This is a genomic window from Brevundimonas sp. ALps5, assembly GCF_058681645.1.
In genome coordinates this window covers 2,337,153-2,355,542 of sequence record NZ_CM178744.1, presented here as the reverse complement: position 1 = coordinate 2,355,542, position 18,390 = coordinate 2,337,153, and the positions used below count along the sequence as shown (strand labels likewise).

Annotated in this window: 12 protein-coding genes; 7 read left to right on the top strand and 5 right to left on the bottom strand. The window is 66.0% G+C overall.

Annotation, left to right across the window (positions count from 1 at the left end; translation table 11 throughout):
- Complete coding sequence (locus tag ACW172_RS11390) at positions 1-1,026, top strand: c-type cytochrome (protein WP_052004688.1); 1,026 nt, start codon at positions 1-3, stop codon at positions 1,024-1,026.
- Positions 1,023-3,125, top strand: coding sequence for a heavy metal translocating P-type ATPase (locus ACW172_RS11385; protein ID WP_035305696.1), 2,103 nt, complete (start codon positions 1,023-1,025; stop codon positions 3,123-3,125). The genes ACW172_RS11390 and ACW172_RS11385 overlap by 4 nt, the downstream gene beginning before the upstream one ends.
- 529 nt (positions 3,126-3,654) lie before the next feature.
- Here the strand turns inward: ACW172_RS11385 and ACW172_RS11380 are convergent.
- Positions 3,655-4,476 carry a hypothetical protein gene (locus ACW172_RS11380; RefSeq protein WP_035305698.1) on the bottom strand — a complete coding sequence of 274 codons (822 nt, stop codon included), beginning with the start codon at positions 4,474-4,476 and terminating at the stop codon, positions 3,655-3,657.
- 248 nt (positions 4,477-4,724) lie between these two features.
- On the bottom strand, positions 4,725-6,848 hold the full coding sequence (locus ACW172_RS11375) for an ATP-binding protein (protein WP_035305702.1): 2,124 nt from the start codon (positions 6,846-6,848) through the stop codon (positions 4,725-4,727).
- Between the two features lie 204 nt (positions 6,849-7,052).
- Here ACW172_RS11375 and ACW172_RS11370 point away from each other — a divergent pair, with 204 nt between their 5' ends.
- On the top strand, positions 7,053-9,485 hold the full coding sequence (locus ACW172_RS11370) for an NACHT domain-containing protein (protein WP_492031582.1): 2,433 nt from the start codon (positions 7,053-7,055) through the stop codon (positions 9,483-9,485).
- A 182-nt stretch (positions 9,486-9,667) separates the two neighbouring features.
- On the opposite strand, the gene ACW172_RS11365 is transcribed toward ACW172_RS11370, so the two are convergent.
- Positions 9,668-10,510, bottom strand: coding sequence for a hypothetical protein (locus ACW172_RS11365; RefSeq protein ID WP_052004690.1), 843 nt, complete (start codon positions 10,508-10,510; stop codon positions 9,668-9,670).
- 322 nt (positions 10,511-10,832) lie between these two features.
- On the opposite strand from ACW172_RS11365, the gene ACW172_RS11360 reads away from it, so the two are divergent.
- On the top strand, positions 10,833-11,435 hold the full coding sequence (locus ACW172_RS11360) for a GntR family transcriptional regulator (protein ID WP_081836073.1): 603 nt from the start codon (positions 10,833-10,835) through the stop codon (positions 11,433-11,435).
- A gap of 5 nt (positions 11,436-11,440) precedes the next feature.
- Here the strand turns inward: ACW172_RS11360 and ACW172_RS11355 are convergent, their stop codons facing one another.
- Positions 11,441-12,091, bottom strand: a complete 651-nt coding sequence (locus tag ACW172_RS11355) for a GntR family transcriptional regulator (protein WP_052004693.1) — start codon at positions 12,089-12,091, stop codon at positions 11,441-11,443.
- A 270-nt stretch (positions 12,092-12,361) separates the two neighbouring features.
- Between ACW172_RS11355 and ACW172_RS11350 the strand changes: the two genes are divergently transcribed.
- From ACW172_RS11350 to ACW172_RS11340, 3 genes are all read left to right on the top strand, one after another.
- Positions 12,362-12,826, top strand: coding sequence for a helix-turn-helix domain-containing protein (locus tag ACW172_RS11350; RefSeq protein ID WP_155988049.1), 465 nt, complete (start codon positions 12,362-12,364; stop codon positions 12,824-12,826).
- Positions 12,827-13,438: 612 nt separating this feature from the next.
- Positions 13,439-14,125: a lasso peptide biosynthesis B2 protein gene (locus tag ACW172_RS11345; RefSeq protein ID WP_052004694.1), complete on the top strand. Its 687-nt coding sequence runs from the start codon at positions 13,439-13,441 to the stop codon at positions 14,123-14,125.
- Positions 14,126-14,189: 64 nt separating this feature from the next.
- The gene (locus ACW172_RS11340) at positions 14,190-15,887 is read left to right on the top strand and encodes an asparagine synthase-related protein (protein WP_183218350.1); all 1,698 of its coding nucleotides are present in this window, start codon (positions 14,190-14,192) and stop codon (positions 15,885-15,887) included.
- On the opposite strand, the gene ACW172_RS11335 is transcribed toward ACW172_RS11340, so the two are convergent.
- Positions 15,823-18,213, bottom strand: coding sequence for a S9 family peptidase (locus ACW172_RS11335; RefSeq protein WP_035305709.1), 2,391 nt, complete (start codon positions 18,211-18,213; stop codon positions 15,823-15,825). The two genes, ACW172_RS11340 and ACW172_RS11335, sit on opposite strands and share 65 nt — an antisense overlap.
- Positions 18,214-18,390: the final 177 nt, after the last annotated feature.

Sequence of the window (18,390 nt, the reverse complement as noted above, 5' to 3'; positions counted from 1 at the left end):
ATGGATGACGACGCTCCGCCTCCCGCACCGCAGGATCGGCCCGCCAAGGGCCGGTTCGCCCGTGACGTGATCTATGCCGTCGGCGGCGGCTTCGCCCTGTTCGCCATCGCCGCCTACGCCTTTGACGCGGGCTGGCTGCGGGATCGCAAGGCTGGCGAGGCCGACGGCGACAGGAACGTCCACGCAGCCCTGTTCCAGCCGCCGCCGGACAGCGCCATCCCCGACGGGCCGGAAGGCGATGCGATCCGGCGCGGCCAGGCGATCTTCATGAACACCTCGGCCAATGCCTCGGATTTTGTCGGCAACAATCTTTCGTGCTCGAACTGCCACCTCGACGGCGGTCGACGGGCCAACTCGGCGCCCATGTGGGCCGCCTGGACCGTCTATCCCAAATACCGTTCCAAGAATAAGCAGATCAACACCATGGAAGATCGGGTGAAGGGCTGTTTCACCTATTCGATGAACGCCCAGCATTCGCCGACCGGCGGCCCGCCGCCGGCCGGTCACGACGTCTACAAGGACCTGCAAATCTATATGCACTGGCTCGCCACCGGAGCCCCGACGGGCCAAGACTTGGAGGGCGCCGGCTATCCGGAGCTTGAAAAGACCGCGGCGGGTTACGACCCGGCGCGCGGGAGCCGGGTCTACGCCGCCAACTGCGCGACCTGCCATGGTGCGGACGGCCAGGGGCAGTACGACCTGAATGGACGGCCGGTCTTCCCGGCGCTCTGGGGCCCGCGGTCCTATAACTGGGGCGCCGGCATGGCGCGGGTGAACACCGCCGCCGGCTTCATCAAGGCCAATATGCCGCTCGGCCAGAGCGATCGTCTCACAGACCAGCAGGCCTGGGACGTCGCCGCCTTCATCAACAGCCACGAGCGCCCCAAGGATCCCCGCCAGACCGGGACAGTGCAGGAGACGGCCCAAAAGAACCACAGCGGCGAGGAGACGTTTTACGGGCGCACCTACCAGGGCCGTCTGATCGGGGTGGGCACGCCTGAACCGGCCGCTCGCGCCCGGCCTTGAGCGCAGACCCCCGCCAGCAGCTGTTCGCCGTGGACGGCCTCTTCTGCGGCGGGTGCGCGCGCGGTCTAGAGCGTCGGCTTGGCGAAACCGACGGCGTCCTCCTGGCCCGGGTCCACCACCTTTCCGCCTCGGCCCTGGTGCGATGGGACACACAGCGCTGCGATACCGCTCATCTTCGCGCCGTCGTCCGTCAGGCCGGCTATCGCCTGATCGAGCGCGCCGACCCTCAGGATGCGGTGGACCGGTTCGACGGTCAAATCCGCCAGTTGACGCTCAGGCTCGCCGTGTCGGTGGCCTTCGGCATGTGGGCGATGGTCGCAGCGATCGTGATCTATGTGACTCCGAGCCTCGGCGCGAACCTCGGCTGGAGGCTGGCTATCGCCAGCGGTCTGCTGGCCTCGCCGGTGCTTCTCTATGGCGGTTGGGACATCGGCCGCATGGCGATCCGATCCCTGCGTCTCCGCGCGCCCGGGCTAGACCTCCTGGTCACGCTCGGCGTTCTGGGCGCCGTGGCGGCCTCGCTCGTTCATCTGGGGGCCGGCGATCGCCACGTCTACTTCGACACGGCGGTCATGCTGATCACCCTGCTGCTGACCGGACGTCTGATCGAGACCCATATCCGCCGCAGGGCCGCCCAGGGCGTGGTGGCGATGGGCCGTTTGTTCGACGACACGGCCCTGGTCTGGCGGGAGGCGGACGGCTGGCAGGCGGCGCCCAGCGCCAGCCTCCGTCTTGGCGATCTCGTGCGGATCCCTGCCGGCGCCGTAGCGACCGTCGATGGCCTGATCTTGACCGGTAAGAGCCGCCTGAACTCGGCCGTGCTGAACGGCGAATCCGCGCCGCGCGCCATCACTCCGGGAGACCGCATCAGCGCGGGGGCCGTCAATCTCGACCGGATGATCGAAGTCTCGGTTGATCGCGAAGCCGGAGATCGCGACGTGGATCGGATGGGGGGACGGGTGGCCCTAGAACTGGCGACGCGCGGCGGTGACGAGGACCGGATCGCGCGCCTGGCCGGCACGCTGACCCAGGGCCTGATCCTGGCGGCCGTCCTGGTGACGGCAGCGACGCTGGCGGTTATGGCCGACGGGGGCGAGGCGGTGATGCGCGGCCTGGTCGTGCTCCTGGCGGCCTGCCCCTGCGCCCTGGCCCTGGCCGCGCCCCTGGCGCAGGCGCGGCTCTCGGCCAAGGCCGCCGGGCACGGTCTGCGGTTTTCCGATCCCGGCGTCGTCGATCGCATGGCCGGGCTGCGCACCGCCTTTCTGGACAAGACCGGGACCCTGACCCTGGGCCGCCTCGAGGTGGTCGCCGTCGACCCCTGCCCCGGCTGGTCTGTGGCGCAGGTGCTGGACCTGGCGGCGCGTGCGGAGACCGGCATCGCCCATCCCCTTGCGCAGGCCGTCGTCGCCGCCGCGTCGATCGGCGACGCGGTCGTCGTCGGCGGTCAACGCCTGGATCGCGGCGCCGAGACGACGCTGGCGGACGGAACCCACGTCCATGTCGGCGGCGTCGCTAGTTTGCAGGGAGAAACCCGTCTTCGGGTCACCGTGGATGGTCTCGCGGTCGGCGACCTTCTGCTCGCCGATGCGCTGGACCCCAGCGCCGCCGACGGTGTGGCGCAGCTCAAACGGCGAGGATTGCGGGTCGCCATGGCCACCGGCGACGCCGACGGGCCGGCCCTGGCGGTCGCGCAGCGGATCGGCCTGGACGCCGCTGCGGTCCACTGGGGCTGCACCCCCGCCGACAAGGCCGACAGGATCAGGAACACGAGAGGACCTGTGCTCTTCGTCGGCGACGGCGTGAACGACGCCCCCGCCCTGACCGCCGCCGCCTGCGGGGTCTCGGTGGCCCGGGCGCATCCGGCCGCCGCGGCCACGGCGGCGATCGTCATCCTCGAAGGGGGTCTTGAACAGGTCGACGTGGCGCTAAGCCTGGCCGCCGAGACACGCCGCAAAATCCGCCAGAATGTCGTCCTCGCCCTCGCCTACAACATCATCGTCCTGCCCCTGGCGGCTTTGGGCCTGCTTTCTCCCTTGGGGGCCGCAATCGCCATGACCGCGAGTTCCCTGCTGGTGCTGCTGAATGCGTTGCGAGATTGACCGACGGGGCAGTCCGGGGGCCATCCGCCCTCGGCGCCGGACGAACACCGACACCTCATGTCTTGCGTTGAGCGCCGGTTTCGACCCAGCACGGCTGTGGGATTTCGATAGAGGGCCTTTCGCGCGGGCGCTCGGACGACGGGGAACGTCCGGCGATCCTCAGATCTGGAGCCAAGAGACGCCAATGGCTCGGCAGCGATCGCGGGGAAGATGTTGAGCGGAGCACGCTTGTTTCTAGCCCGCCGCTACGAACGATCTGATGGCGATTGCCATGGAGTTCCGCTCAGCAGCCTGCGCCAAAAGTCCGTTCTGCGAATTGGGCGCCCTAAGTCTGATCCGCACGATCCCATCCGCGCATGATGACCCCCTACTCGACGTCAAGATATGCTGATCGCGCATGCCGTCATCCTCCCGCCGAGCGCAGTCAGGAGGATGTGCCCCGGCTTCTTCGGCGCAGCGGTCAGATTCGCTCCGCCGAAAAGACATATATTCATTGGGCGTCACCCGTGGTTGTCTCGATCTGCGCCGGTTAGGGCGCCGCCTGTCGAGGCGCGACCAGCTTAGGGAAGTAGGGCGGCGGCTTGCAGGGCGCGCCGGCGATCAGCGGATGCACCTTGGCGAGTTTCACACCGAGGCATTGCGTTACGAAATCGCCCGCGTCATAGGCCCCTGGCGCGCCTTCAAATGACTGGTGGTGATAGACGGCGTTTCGCGCATCCCGGATGCGGTCGAGCCAAGTCACCGCGAGTTGCTTCGGAACCATTTGCCCCTTGAAGACGAACTTGGGCGCGAAGAGCGACCAGTGGTCCTCAATCAGGAAGACGAGGTGTCCGAAGTCGCAGGCTGTCAGGAGCTCGTTCCCGGTGCGAAAGCTGGTGACCGCGACCTTCTTGTCGATCAGGGACTGCAGGATTCGCCCCATTCGGTAGGGAATCTCGCGGTTGATGTCGACGTTGCCGATGCGCGTCACCGACCGGGGATCCCACGCGCTCGACATCAGCCCTTTGAGTACAGGGTTCCACCAACCTTGGATGCCGTAGTGGGTCTCCAGCTCGACGGCGAGGCTCGCGCGCAGGGCGGTCTCGACCGTGTGGAACATCGGGAACATCTGAGCGTGCTCAGCGACCTTGCGATTGTAGATTCGGTAGATCGCGTCGCGGATATCGCCCTCAGCCGGTTCTTCCGGCAGCTTCTTTTTCGCGGTCGCCGCGATCTCCTGGATGGCGCCGCTCAAAAGCTGCGAGCTGACGACCGACAGGTCCGTTCGGAGACGGTCGATTACGGCTTGGTCGGGTCGCTGCGGCAGGGCGTCGATGAGGGCGTTCAGGGATTCTGTGATAGACTTGGTCACGCGCCGACGCCCCCGCTCCAGCCCGGCGCATTGACGAACCGGGAAACAAACCTCATATTCACGGCACTCCAGCCACGTCGTTCCGTGGGTTCGTTACCAGCCGCAAGGCTGGCGTGGAATGAGTCTAAACAGACTTCCAAGGGCCGCCGCGAGGCGGCCCTTCTACTTTGGGCCTCGATCCGAGCGGTCAGGCCGTCGCCTTCCACCTCGTGCGTCGAGACCGGATCGGTCACGGCTCCACCAAGGGTTCAAGTCTTGAGCGAGAGCTGCAGCTTGTCCTGATAGACCCTGATGCGCTTTTTCGCCCTGGCGACGACGTCGTCGTAGAAGAGGATTTCGGAATAGGTCTCGCCCAGTTGTCGCCTGGCCACCGGGTCGCGGAGCTCACCTGAGGAAAACCAGCCCGTGCCGGTCGGAAACTGGGTCCAGGTCTCGCCGAGCCGCAGCGGGTTGAGCGTGTCGCCGATCAGATAGCAGTAGAAACGGTTGAGCTTGCCGCCGGACTTGGCCGCAAGGAGATGGGCGTACTCCCGCAGGTCGCCGGTGTGATCGTCCATCGACACGCCAGGCGCCTTGAACTCGACAATGATCGCCGACCCCTCCTTGCTGAAGAGCGCGATATCGGGGCGTTTCGCGGCATGGTCATTGGAACGCTCGACCAACAGCTTGGCGAACTCGCGATCGATATCGTCCTCGAAGACGGTCTCGTCCCCCTCCCAGACGATACTGGCCAGCGGAACATCCGACGCGATGTAGTCGTAGTACTGGTAATCCTCGCTCAGCAGCCAGATGTCGTGATCGGTGACGTCGGTGCTGTCCCGCCGCATCGGGAAGAAAATGCTGTGAATGATCCGTTCGTCCTTGCGGCGGACACCATCCGCCAACGACTGCATGGCGAGGTTCTTGCCGCAGGCCAGGGCGAGAATTTCCACGATGGCGGCGCGGCGAACGACGAGCTGGGACAGGTTCGCCATGTCGAAATTCTTGAGCGACGAGGTGTACTTCCAGGCCAGCTGGTTGATCTTCGCACGGAACTCCTCGGAATCCGGTTCGGCGCGGATGATCTCCTCCTTCAAGTCGAAGATTTCCGCCGTCTCCTCGATGACCCGCTCCTGGTACTTCTTGAGCACGCGCTCGACCACGGACTGCGCCGGCTCGCCATAGACGATGCGCGTCGAGGTGTCGGCCAACATGGCTTCGCTCACACCGAACTGGTCGGTGAGCTCCTTGATCACGACCTCCTTCGTCCAATCCGCCGGAACGACCATCTCCTCGATCACGGGATCGATGGCGGCATGGATGTCGGCGTAGGAGAGGGGGTCCGAGGCGAAGAGGTCCGTGGTCGGGATCTCGGCGGGAATGTCGTCGAAGCCGTCGCGCTGTTCGTTCACCCGTTGGTCGAGGAAGTCGCTCTCCACGAGGACGATGTGGTGAAAGCCGCCGACAGGGTTGTTCTGCTCGGTCTTCGTACGGAGGTAATAGCCTGTGATGTCCTGCACCGGAGAGGATTTGGCGCAGAAGGCGATCGCATTCCTGGGCAGGCCGAACTCGGCGGCGTCCAGCTGATAATGCGAGAGCCGGAAGGTCTGATGGACCCCGGTCCCCTCGCCCGTCGACGGATTCCGCTCCTCGACCTCTACCGACCGTGTCGCGGTCACTTTCGGAAGATCGGCCCGCTTCAGCACTTCTGTGTTGGCGTCGCCGTCGCCATGGCGGGTCACAAAGGCGATGCCGAAATCCCCCAGGCGTTCATCCAGCCCGACGAGACGCTGGAGGAAGGCCATGAGCATCTGACGCTTCAGCGCTGCAGCGGAGAAGAGCGTGCTGGGGGCCGCCCCCGCGAAGCGCGGCCGCGCCGTCTCCTTGAAGGCGCCGAGCGACAGCGCCGTGCCGATAACCGTCTCAGCGCCTGGCGTTTCCGAGAAGTCCTCGAAATCGATCTGCTTGGTCGGCTCGGCATAATCCATGCGACGATGGATCGCCTCCCCGCCCCGCCTGAACGTGCTCTCGATCGATAGCGAACCGAAGTAGTGGAAATACTGAATGCGCCCCGCGCCCTTACACTTGCCGATCCCGGCGATGTGCAGGTCGTCCTTGTATGACGTGTCCTTGGTGAGGAACGCCTTCAGCTGATCGTCACCGAGCCCGCAACCGTTGTCGCGACAGCGCACCGACATCACCTCGAGCTCGCCGAACAGATCGCTCGTCCTGAACACCACGTCCACACGGACATCGAGCGCCGGCGCCGAAGGCTCGGCATCCTTCCGGATCAGGTAGGAGTCGATGGCATTCGAGATCAGTTCCTCGAACACAACATAGGGGTTCGTACTGAGCTTCGTATTCTTGATGCTGCCCCGGATATCGAGCGTCATAGTCGTGTCGGCCCGTCTTCGAGGTGTCGCCCTTCCCTCTCCAGACCAGCGCCCAGAGGGCAAGTCAAGACGACTTTCTTCGCTCCACGAGACGTCCGCGACCGCACCTGGCGCAGGCGAACGACTCTGGAACACTCGCGCAATGCGGGTATCATCGCCCCTCGTTCAAGCCGCTGGAATCACTCCGGCGGATCGGGGGAAGTCTTGACGGCGTTCGAAATCCAGAATGAGAACCGGAACCCGGGCTCCGCTCTTCGGAACGAGGCGGCGAACTACCTCAGCGGTCTCTACGGAAACGGCCGCACCGAGATCCTGATCGCTGGAAAGAAGGTCGACGGCGTTTTCGAGCGAGACGACTTCGGAAGCCGCGAGACGATCATCCTTGAGGCGAAGGACTACGCGCGCCCCCTCCATCGGGACGACCTCAAAGCAATCTGGTCGGACTATGAGACGGTTCTGGATGAAGTGCGGCCGGCCAAGCTTCTGGTCATCTCCCGTCACGGTCTGGCTCCCGGCGCACAGGCCTATCTCGATACCCGCCCGCCGATGCGGCACCGCACGATCTGGGAGCTGGAAGACGAGGTGCTGGGCCTGCGACCTCACACCCAGGCGATGGCGGCCGCCTTTGAGGAGGGCGGGCTCAGCCGGTTCTACATCGAGGCCCGAGCCGCCGAGGTCGCGTATGATGCCGACATGGCCGAATCCGAAGGCGAGGTCGTCGGTCTGATCGACGAGGTCGTGGCATGGCTGGCTACGGAAGACCCCACGCCGCTGGCGATCCTCGGCGGTTACGGGGCCGGCAAATCGAGTTTCGCCAAACGCCTCGTGACGCAGCAGGCGGCGCAGGCTCTGACGGATCCCAGCGCTCGCCGTCCGATCCTGATCAAGCTCGGCGGGCTGTCCCGCTACAGCGATCTGGAGGGCTTCCTCGGCGCGATGCTGACGAGTCAGCACAATGTCCGGGGATACAACTTCACCCGCTTCCTGGACTTCAACAGCAAGGGCCGTTTCCTGATCGTCCTCGACGGCTTCGACGAGATGAAGCACGCGATGTCCTTCTCGGAGTTCCGCGCGCAGGTCGGTCAGTTCAATCAGCTCATCACACCGGGGGCGAAGGTGGTTCTGCTGGGCCGCCCCTCCGCATTCACCACCGACGCCGAACACCACTATGTACTGAAAGGGCGCATCCCTGCGCAGGATCGCTGGCGCAAGCTGCCGGGCTGGCCCGAGTTCAGGGAGTACCGCCTCGCCGATTTCAGCGACGCGGAGCGCGATCTCTTCATCGCCGGCTTTCTGGCCTATCAGGCCGGAACCTCGGGCGATGGGGGTGCGGATGCGGAGTGGGTCGACAAGCGTCGCCAGGAGGTGTCCGAACTCGCGGCGGCGGACCCTGCGGTTTTCGGACGCCCCATCCATCTGAAAATCCTCGCCGAAATGGCGGCGGACCGCGAACAGGATCTGACCCGACTGCGCCGAAGCCCGTCGCGCTGGTCGCTTTATGATGAGTTCTTTCAGTCGCTGGCGCGCCGTGAGGCCGAGAAGCCCGCCCGCACCCCCATCGGCGAGAAAGATCGACTTCGTTTCCTGGCCGAACTCGCCTTTTGGCTTTGGAGAGATCGGGCCGCAGCAACGAGCTTCGTCGCGGAGGTCATTCCATCGGACCTTCTCGCGGACTTGCCGGATGGAGACGCGCACGAGGTCGAACACAAGCGTCGGGAGTATCTCGCCGGGGCCTTCCTGGAGCGGAAAGCCGGCGACATCTATTATTTCCCGCACCGGTCGTTCGCCGAATTCCTCGTGGCCTCCCGGATGTTGAGCTGCCCGCCGCAGGCAGGCGACCATGTCCTCTACGGGACCCTCGCGCAGGAGGGCGTTCTGGAGTTTCTCCAGACCCCCGAAAACCAGCCCCGCCTCCGCGCCTGGGCGGAAACCTTCGTCTCGGCGCAGGGCTCGCTCCGGCCGAGTTACATCCGCCTTTTGATCGATGCTTTCGGCGGACCAAACCCGCTCATCCAGCACATTCCTTCAACCTACTGGACATTGCCGATCCGACTGATCGGCGGATCGTTGAAGATCGATCCGTCGAACCTGGCGCCTCTGCGGACCGCGATGATGCAGGCTCGCGTTCCCGAGCTGGCGCTCGCACTGCAGTTGCTCGAGCCTCACGGCGTTCTCGCCTCTGAAGACACTGTCCGTCAGGCGCTGGAGCCGATGATCGCCGGCGTCCTGATCGAACGAACCCTGGGACACGTCCGAGAGCTGCCGCAGAATGATCGGCTCTCGGTCGATGGCGAAGAGGGCGAGCGCATGCGTGCGCTTGCGACCGCGGGGGTAAAGGAAATCGCGGCCGGCCGCACAGGGCGCGTGGTGTCCATGAACTGGCTTGGACTGCTTGAAGGGGCCTGGGCGGCGAGCCAGGCGCACGGCGTCGTCCTCAAGACCCACGCCCCTCAACAAGCCTCGGGTTACCCACCCCTCGAACTGCCTCTCGATGTCGTGCTCTCGACGATCCCGGTGGCATCCCGCCCACGGATTCAAGGGTTTCTGCATAAGCTTTCCGACCTGCGGCACATCATCGTTGTCGCGCGCCGTAACCCGCGCACGATCGCAGCGGATCGGCCAATCCGGAGGCCCTGAATTCCGCTCGCGCGAAGCCCTTCCCGGCGTCGTGCGGCGCGGTTGTGCAGGCGACGCGCGATCATCGGAGAATGGCCGACCGAGGCCGTGGGTGCGTGGTGAGGTGACGTGGGCGCCGAACGTTTGCACCTGATCGACGGACCGGGACCGCCGACAGGAGCGGCGCGCCGCCCAGCCGTCACTCAAAAGGGCGAGAGCGCCAGGTCGACCCTCTCGATCAGGGCCCGAAAGAGTTCAGCCGTTTCGGTCACATAGGCTTTGGTGAAGACCGTCAGCTTCTCGTTGTTCTTGTCGCGGCCGTTTCGATGGACGCAGTCGTGACGATGCTGAATCGCGACAAACAGCTTCTCCCTCTGTGTTTGCTCCTTGAGGAGTTCGACCTCCAGAGCGATCCGGTACAGCGTGTCGACCTTCGCGAGGTTGTGGTAGCGGATGTCGGCCAGATAGGCCCCGACCCTGTCTCGGATCAGGCCGGGATTTTCCTGGATCTCCGCCAGGGTGAACCTTTCCTTCGCCAGTTCCTTGTCGCCGGCGAGAAGCCGCCCCAGACGCTTCTCGTCGCCCAGCACTTCCTTGAGAAGCGTGTCGCCGAGGAAGGCTTCGAGAGCCGCAACGTGCTGAGAGAAGACCATCCGATTGATCAGGGCGCCGCCGTCGTCCGAGCCGTGGGCATCGAGATAGGCCTGCGCCTGCTCGAACGACTCCGCCCAGATTGAGAGCGGGTTTTCCGGGAGAGCGTAGTCGGACCAATCCTCCTCGGGAGAGTAGAAGGCGACATCCGCCGAAACCGCCGTCTCAGGATGGGCGTTGAGCCTGACCTCGCAACTGCCTGCGCTGTTCACGACATAGGCCTCAAAGACGGTTTCGCAGTGGGGGCATTCGACCTCGGTTTCGCCCTCGGAGTTCAGGTCCGACATGCTTTCGGCTGCGCTCCAGTCCGGCTCGGGCACCTCCGCGCTCGTGACCGCCAGGGCGTGGCAATCCGGGCATGTGAACTGGATCTGCGTCTCGAAACGTTGGGTCATGCGGGCGCGGTCCTCTTGAATGGGCGGGGGTCGGCATTGGGCCGACCGCGCGAACGCCAGATATCGCGGAACAGGACCGACTTCGCCCCCCAGTTGCTGTCTCTGGACAGACTATCACACGACCGGAGTAGAACGACGCCCTCCGAAGCTCCCAATACGCAAGAAGTTCGGTGATCGTCCGCAAAAAAGTTGCGGGTCACACGCAATCTATTGGCGGTCAAAATATAACCTTGCATTGCATCAAATATATCTGCACTAACTTGTGTAATCGGATCGGCCTCCCCCCGTTTCCCGGTCCGCCCATTGTTCAGTCGAGGGCGTCATGCAGACTTCCGAACCACGAGACCCCTATGGAGCGGCTCTGGGTGCTCTAAAGCGGTTCGCCGAGGCGGGCCGGTTTGTTCCGGGCGAGCCGATCGTGGTGACGGAGCTGGCGGCGGAGGTGGGATTGAGCGCCACGCCGGTCCGGGAAGCCCTGGCCTGTCTCGCGGGACAAGGGCTCATCGAGCGCAGACGCGGACGCGGCTACTTCTACCCGTCGCTGAGCCCGGCGGAGATCATCGACCTGTTCGAACTCCAGCTCGCCTATCTCCACGCCGCGCTGACCCTCTACCCCCGCGGGCTCACACCTTTGCGCAAGGCGGCCGTTGCGGTCGATCCGCTCGACGGCGTTCAGGCCCTTTTCGACGCGATCATCAACCAGTCGACCAACGCCGCGCTTGTGCTGGCCCATCAACGTGTCGTCGACCGGCTCAAGGCCGTTCTCAAGGCCGAGCGCATCCATGAAGAAACTGACGGCGCGACCGTAAGGACCATGGTGGAGGTGATCGTCGACGGGCGGATCCCGGCGCTCCTGGGTCTGCTGGAATCCTATCACGAGCGCCGCTGCTCACGCACAACGATCCTGGTGATCGAGGCCGCCTGATCCCCTCACTCCGTCCCACTTCGCGCCACCTCTTCCCGAGGCCCGACGCCGGCGAAGACCAGAGCGGCCAGTGCGCCAGCCGCCCCGATGCGCCGGTCATGGTAGCGCCCGACGGTCGCAGCGAACGCGGGCGCGGCCTCCTCATTGTAGGCGGTATAGAGCCCTATCGCCTCGTCACAGAGATCGTCAAACAGGGTCGCCTCATGGCGGCGCACCAGATCGAGCTGTCCGCTCACCTTCTGAAATCCGTCCCACAAGGCCTGATTGCCGGCGCTGCAGACGATGGTCGCGAACAGCCGGTTCACGGCCGCTATGGGACGACCGTGTTCGTAAGCGGGCGCCGGCGGACGCACGGCTCCGAGGGCGCGCAGGTTCACCTCGACGGCGATGCGGACGTAGTGGCCATGCATCGCCCAACGGTCACGGGCTGCGGTGGCGTCCAGCCGCAGGGTGACATAACCGCCGGTCGACGCACGCTCGACCAGTCCTTCTCCGCTCAGCCGAGCAAGAGCCTCTCGGATCGGCGTGGTCGACAGGCGCAGCCGCCGGGCCTCGTCCTGAACAATGACCGGCGACCCGCCGGCCAGGGCTCCCGAATGAATACGCTCACGCAAAGACGACAGCGCCTGGGTGAACGGGTCGCGATTACGCGCCATGTTCAGATTCCGATCTGCTCGGACCCCGGTCCGCCCCCTGATCGTCCACCCAAGCATCGTTCCCCAGACCGGCGAGTTCGTCTGCGAAAATCTTCTTCGGACAGGCCGCCATGCTCTGGCGCGCGCCCCGCCGATTTCTTGCGGGTTCTTCGTCTCGCTCCGGAACCATTCAAAAAAGTCGCACACGCCTGCATTGATTCGACACACCCAACACAGCACCTTCAGTGGTGAAAGGTCGAATCGCCTATGCTTTCCGATCCACCAGAAAAGTTGAGTGATGCACGGCTGATCGGTCTGGCGGCGCGGACGGTGCGGCGTGCCCGAAACATGACCGCCCAGCAGGTGGCGACCGCCATGAACCTGCCGCTTCGCACCTACGAATACTTTGAAGCCGGCGCTGGCCGGGTGAACCTCGACTACGTTCACCGGTTCGCCGTCGCGACGAACTGCGACCCGTGGTCGCTCTTGCTCGGCCCTTCGCTCGGCTCGATCGAGTTCGCGCGTCAGACGGCTGACAGCAAGCTCATGCTGATCTTCCTCATCGCCCTGGGCGAGTTCGTCCGGAAGATGGGAGACCGGCTTTTGACGCTCGATCCCCGCGCCCTGATCGAGGCCTTCACCGAGACCTTCCGCAAGCTGGAGGAAGAGAACCGGGCCAAGAGCGAGGAAACCGAGTCCTGGCTCGACGCGGGCCGCGACCGTCTGGCGGGCAAACCGCCGGAAGATGAGGTCTGAGCCGCAGCAGTTGAAATACACGACAGATATAGATTGCCGCTGGGGTCACCGCGGGCGCTCCATGACCTGCCGCAATCCGCGGCGACTTGCGAATGGAGGCTACCATGACCAGCACCGTTCAGATCCGACTGATCGGCTTCGGACCCGTCACCGCCCTCACCCGGGGCGCCATCGTCGGGCCGCCGCTGGAGATCGAAGAGACGCCGTTCGACGGCGTGGCCTGATCGCCCGGGACGAGCGTCGTTCGCGGCGCTCGTCTTGCCCCACATTGAGGATGACCGGTCGCCCGACAGCCGTCGCGGCGACGTTTGTGCATTCGCTCCTGTCCGATCGACAAGGCTCAAATACACGACAGATATAGATTGCGACCGCCGGCTTCGGAGCGGCTCCATAGGCTGCCGCAATCCTGCGGCCTCACAACCTGGAGGCTCTCATGACTGGCATCGCTCAGATCCGACTGATCGACCTCGGTCCCGTCACTGTTCTGACGAGGGGCGCGGTGATCGGCCCGCCCCTCGAACACGAGGAAATGCCGTACGACGGCGGGGCCTGACGGCCTCGGGGACGAACGCCTTTTGCGGCGCTCGTCCCCAGCCGCCGCGCGCGTGCCTCATGGAGAACCAGACCTTCGATTCCCCCACGCCCTTCGTCGCCGAGCCGGGGAGCGCTCTCGCCCACCTTTGGGAGCATCTGCATTTTGCTGTCGTCGATGAAGACGTCATTGTGCTCGATGAACGGACGGACGCTTACAGCTGCCTGCCCGGCGCCGGAACGGTGATACAAGTCCGTGGCGACCTTATCGTCGCCCCCGAACCCGTGCTGGAGCAACTTCGGGACGGCGGGTTTCTCGGCCCCTCGGGTGAGACCCGGGCCGTCGCGCCGCCGGCGCCGACCCGAGCCCTTCCCCTGCCGCCGTCGCCTGCGATCGATGTGGTTGCGACCACGCGGTTCTGGTGGTCCTGGTGGCGCGAGGGACGGAATTTCGAATCCCGATCCCTCGCGAGTCTGCTCGCCACGCACCGCCGGCGCTCCCCCTCCTCGAGCCTGTCCGAAGAGGAGGTCGCCCGTCTGACGGCGGCCTTCGTGCGCCTCCTGCCTTGGGCGCCGGGACAGGGCGCCTGCCTCTACCGGGCGCACCTGCTGAGGACCTTGATCCGGGACGCAGGCGGAGACGTGCGATGGGTGTTCGGGGTTCGCACCTGGCCATTTTCCGCCCACTGCTGGCTGCAGGTCGGCGACGCGGTGCTCGACGACGAGCCGGACCGGGTCGCCGTCTACACCCCGATCATGGTCGTCTGAGGTGGGGCATTTTCTGCATCTCGCCTGGTCCGACACCAGCAACCTTGCTCTCGCCGAAGGCCTTGTGGCTGAAGCCCAGGCCCGAGGGTTTGTCCCGGTCCAGGTCATGGAGCAGGCGTGGCTCGGCACGAAGGGGCCGAGGCCCCTGGCGGTCCACCATCCCGCCGGCGAGCATCTGCTCGTCCTCGGCGACCTGTTCGATGCCCTCGACGGGGATCGAACCCCTATCCCGACGCACGGCGACGACGCCGACCGCGCACGCGCCCTGATCCGGCGGTACTGGGGGCGGTACATCGGGATGTTCAGGACGCCGCGAGGCCAGGTCCGCCAGATCCTGCGGGACCCTTCCGGCGCCCATGAATGCGCGGCCTGGCGGTACGAAGGTGTCCAGGTCGTCACCTCCGAACTCTCCGACTGGCTGCTGGAAAGCGCCGCGCCGCCGGTCCAGATCGACTGGGACGTGGTGGGCGGTCTGCTGCGCGACCCCATCAATGCGACCGCGGCCAGTCCGTTGATCGGGATCAGGGTCGCCGAGGCCGGCGACCTGACCGATCTCAACGCCCGGCGAACGACTCCGCTGTGGCGTCCGGTAGACTTCACCGCCTCGGTCACCTCCGATCCCCGCGAAGCCGCAGCCTGGCTGAGAGGCCGGATCGACGGCTGCCTCGCCGCCTTCGCCAAGGTCATCGAACGGCCGGGCGTCGAAGTGTCCGGCGGGCTCGATTCTGCGATTGTCGCCGGCGGCTTTCAGGCTGGGGGAGCGACCCCGCACCTCTGGTTCAACATGTTCGGCCCGTTCGCCGAAGGCGACGAGCGTCGGTTCGTTCGAACCCTCGGAGATCGCCTCGGCTTCGAACCGCACTGCGTTCAACGCGCGATCAGGCCGATGACGACGGAAGGGTTCGAGGTCACCGCTCGAGGTCCCAGACCCGGAGTGAATGGAAGAGATTACTCGTTCGACACGGCCGTCGCGGAAGCCTGCCGGGAGGCCGGCGTCGACGCCCTCCTGACCGGGAAGGGTGGCGACGGGGTCTTCTTCCAGATGGGGGTTCCGGACATCTTCACCGACGTCCTTCGCGAGCGGGGTCTCGGCGCTGTGTTCAGCCCCGCACTACCGCAACTGGCGCGGTGGACACGCCGATCGACCTGGTCCCTTCTGCGCACCGCCCTGAGCACACCGCGACGCGCTCCGCTCGACCGGTCGGCACGCAGACTGTCCATCTTCAATCCGGAGAGCGTTTCGCACGATGCAGAAAGGGATCTGCATCCGTGGCTACGCGGGCTGGAAACGGTCCCGCCGGCCAAACGTCTCCAGATCGAATCCGTGGCGGCGGGCCTGGCCTATCAGAGCCAGTGCCGCCGAACGGAGGCTGCCGACCTGATCCATCCGCTTCTGGCTCAGCCCGTTGTCGAACTGGCGCTCGGACTGTCCGTTCCCCTCCTCACCGACGACGGTCGGGCCGATCGAAGGCTGGCGCGCGCGGCCTTCGCCGACAGACTGCCGCCCGAAATCCTGCACAGGCGATCCAAGGGTGAGATGACCGCCTACTTCGGGCGCCAGGCGGCCGCGAGCATTCCGTTCCTGAGAGACCACCTGCTCGGGGGTCGCCTCGCTGCGCGCGGACTTATCGACCGGGGTCGTACGGAAGCCCTCCTCGACCCTGACCGTCTGCTCTGGAAAGGCAGCGTCCCGGACTTCACGATGGCGGCAGTGATGGAGAGCTGGGTCCGGCGCTGGGAGGCGATCGGGGCTGGGGTCTGAGTACCGGCGGGACCTCGCCCGAGCTGAGGGTGCGGTCGAGGAAGGCCACGATCTCCGTGTAAAGATCCCGGATATTGTCCGGGCTCCAGAGGTGATGGCCCTCGCCCCAGTAGGTGAGAAGCCGTGCATCCTTGTTCTGTCGCCAGAGCGCCGAGAACATGATCTCGGACTGGGTGCTCGGCAGAAGATCGCGGTCACCGTGGACGAGAAGAACCGGTGCCGAGATCCGGTCCGCGCCGAACAGGGGACTGTTCCGGACATAGAGGTCAGGCGCGGTCCAGGGCGGCGCGCGCATTCGCCCCTGGCTTTCCTCGGCCCATCCGATGCGCTGGCGCAAGGAGAGTCCGAACTCCGGATTGTCCCGGTTGGCGGGAGAAAACTCGCCCCAGGCGGTCGCAAGATCTGACAGGCCCGCAACGGAGATGATGGCCTTGAACCGGTCCGTCTGCGTGGCGGCGACCAACCCAGCATAGCCGCCGAAACTGTGTCCCCAGTGCGCGACGCGGTCCGGATCCAGATCCGGGTACTGCGCGAGGGCGGCGTCGACCACCGCCAGGACATCCTCAGCGTAGTCCTCCGCGGGCTCCTTCTCCCGGTCGAGAGGCACGATCGGGATCAGCACTGCATATCCGCCGGAGACGACAAGCTGGGGGTTGGCCCAGGCGTTGAGCGCGGCGGGTTCCGACGGCGCGGCCGCAGGGCCGCCTGGGTAGGAGAGAACGACCAGAGGCGTCTTCTCCCCCCGCCACTGCCGGGGGCGATAGAGCCAACTGAACCGCTCTACGCCGTCCGCCCCCCGATGGCGGACCCGTTCGGGCTCGGGGAAGTCGATCTCTCCCATCCATGCGTTGATCATCGACAGTGTCCGGTCGGGGCGACCCGGCTGCTGAAGGCGCAAGGTCTGGACCCCGTTTTCCACGGTGCGGACGATGACGCCGTCGGCGCCGGCGTAGACGCCGGAGACGAAGGCGTCGCCCGTCGCCATCACGTCAGGATCGAGGTCCGGGCGGGCGATCGCACCATCGGACAGGCGCACCGCCATCCAGCCCCGCCGGGGTGGAGAGTTCCGCTGGCGTCGCTGCGACTCCAGATAGCCTGCGCCGTCGAAGCCGGTCACGACGCCGGTCGGAGCGACCATCGGCGCGGCTTCGCCAGAGACGGTCACGGCCCAAGGGCGGCCTCCGGCGACCAGCAATAGCCGCTCCCCGTCGATGGCCCCGATGTCGACGGACGGCGGACTGAGCGCCGCCGTCAGGTTGACGGCGCCCTGGCGTCCGAGCCGGTGCCAGTCGTTGCGCTCGCCCGTCGCGGTGTGGGCGAAGAGGACAGGCCAGTCTCCCAGCCAGTCCGCATAGACGCTGTTGAATGTGGCCACCCCGCCGCCGGTGTAGGGCCTGAGACCGCCGAGATCGTAGCGCTGCACGGCGTCACCGTCCGGGTCGACGCCGAGAAGGTCGCCGGCCTCCCATCCTTCGGCGCCGCGCGCCCACACCAGCAGACGATCCGAGGCCGGCGACCAGGCCAGCAGGCTCGGGGCGATATCGGCGTCGCCCAGCGGCGAGGTCACGGCGCCCGTCCGCAGGTCGGCAATGCGAAGCCTTCGCTCCCGATCAATGGCCTGCGGCTCGAACGCTGTTGTCGGGTCGAAGGTCGCCGCCGTGGCGGTCTCGACCAGCGCCAGGCGATCTCCGTCCGGGGAGAGTTCGAGGTCGTAGAACCAGCCTGCGGCGAGCGGGGTGGCGATGCCTGAACGAACGTCGAGTCTGACCGCCTGGTTCTGCGGAGGCTGGGGCATGTCGCCGGCGAAGGCGCCGCTGCCGAGGGAGGTCCGCTGCGCCGGTCCACCGGCGTCCGTCGCACGCCAGCGCGCCTCGAGCGCTCGCCTGCCTCGCGCACCGCTGGCCAACCATTGCGGCAACGATCCATCGGGTCTCACCAGCAGCAGGAGCTCGTCGTCCGAACGCCATTGCGCCGCCTCCCCGAAGACAGAGAGCTCCGGCGACAGGGAAAACCAGTGGACCGTCCGATCCGACATTTCCACGACCCCGGCCTGCCACCGGTGATCTCTGAGACGGAAGATCAGGAGTCTGCGCCCGGACGGCGACCAGGGCCCCAGGACGTGGCCGTCTCTCTCCTCCGGCCGAAGGAGGCTCTCAGCAGGCCGGCCCGAGGCCAGATCCACCACTTTCAGACGGCTCACGGTCCATGGGTTGCGGAGACCGAACTCGAACGACGTCGCCTGGTCGTAGGGCGCGCGTTGTTCAAACACCGCCCACCGCCCCGTCGGATCGATGGTGGCGTTGCCGAAGGACTCCGCCGCGAGCATGTCATCCGTGCGATAGGGACGACCCGGTGTTGCGGGCGAGGGAGATCCGGTGGCGACCTCAACTCCCGCCGGAGCGTTCTGTGGGATCTGCGCGGCAGCACCCCATCCCGCGCCCGACAGTAGGATGAAGGCCGAGGCGGCGACAAATGCGCGCGAACGCGCGCGGCGTCCTGCGGA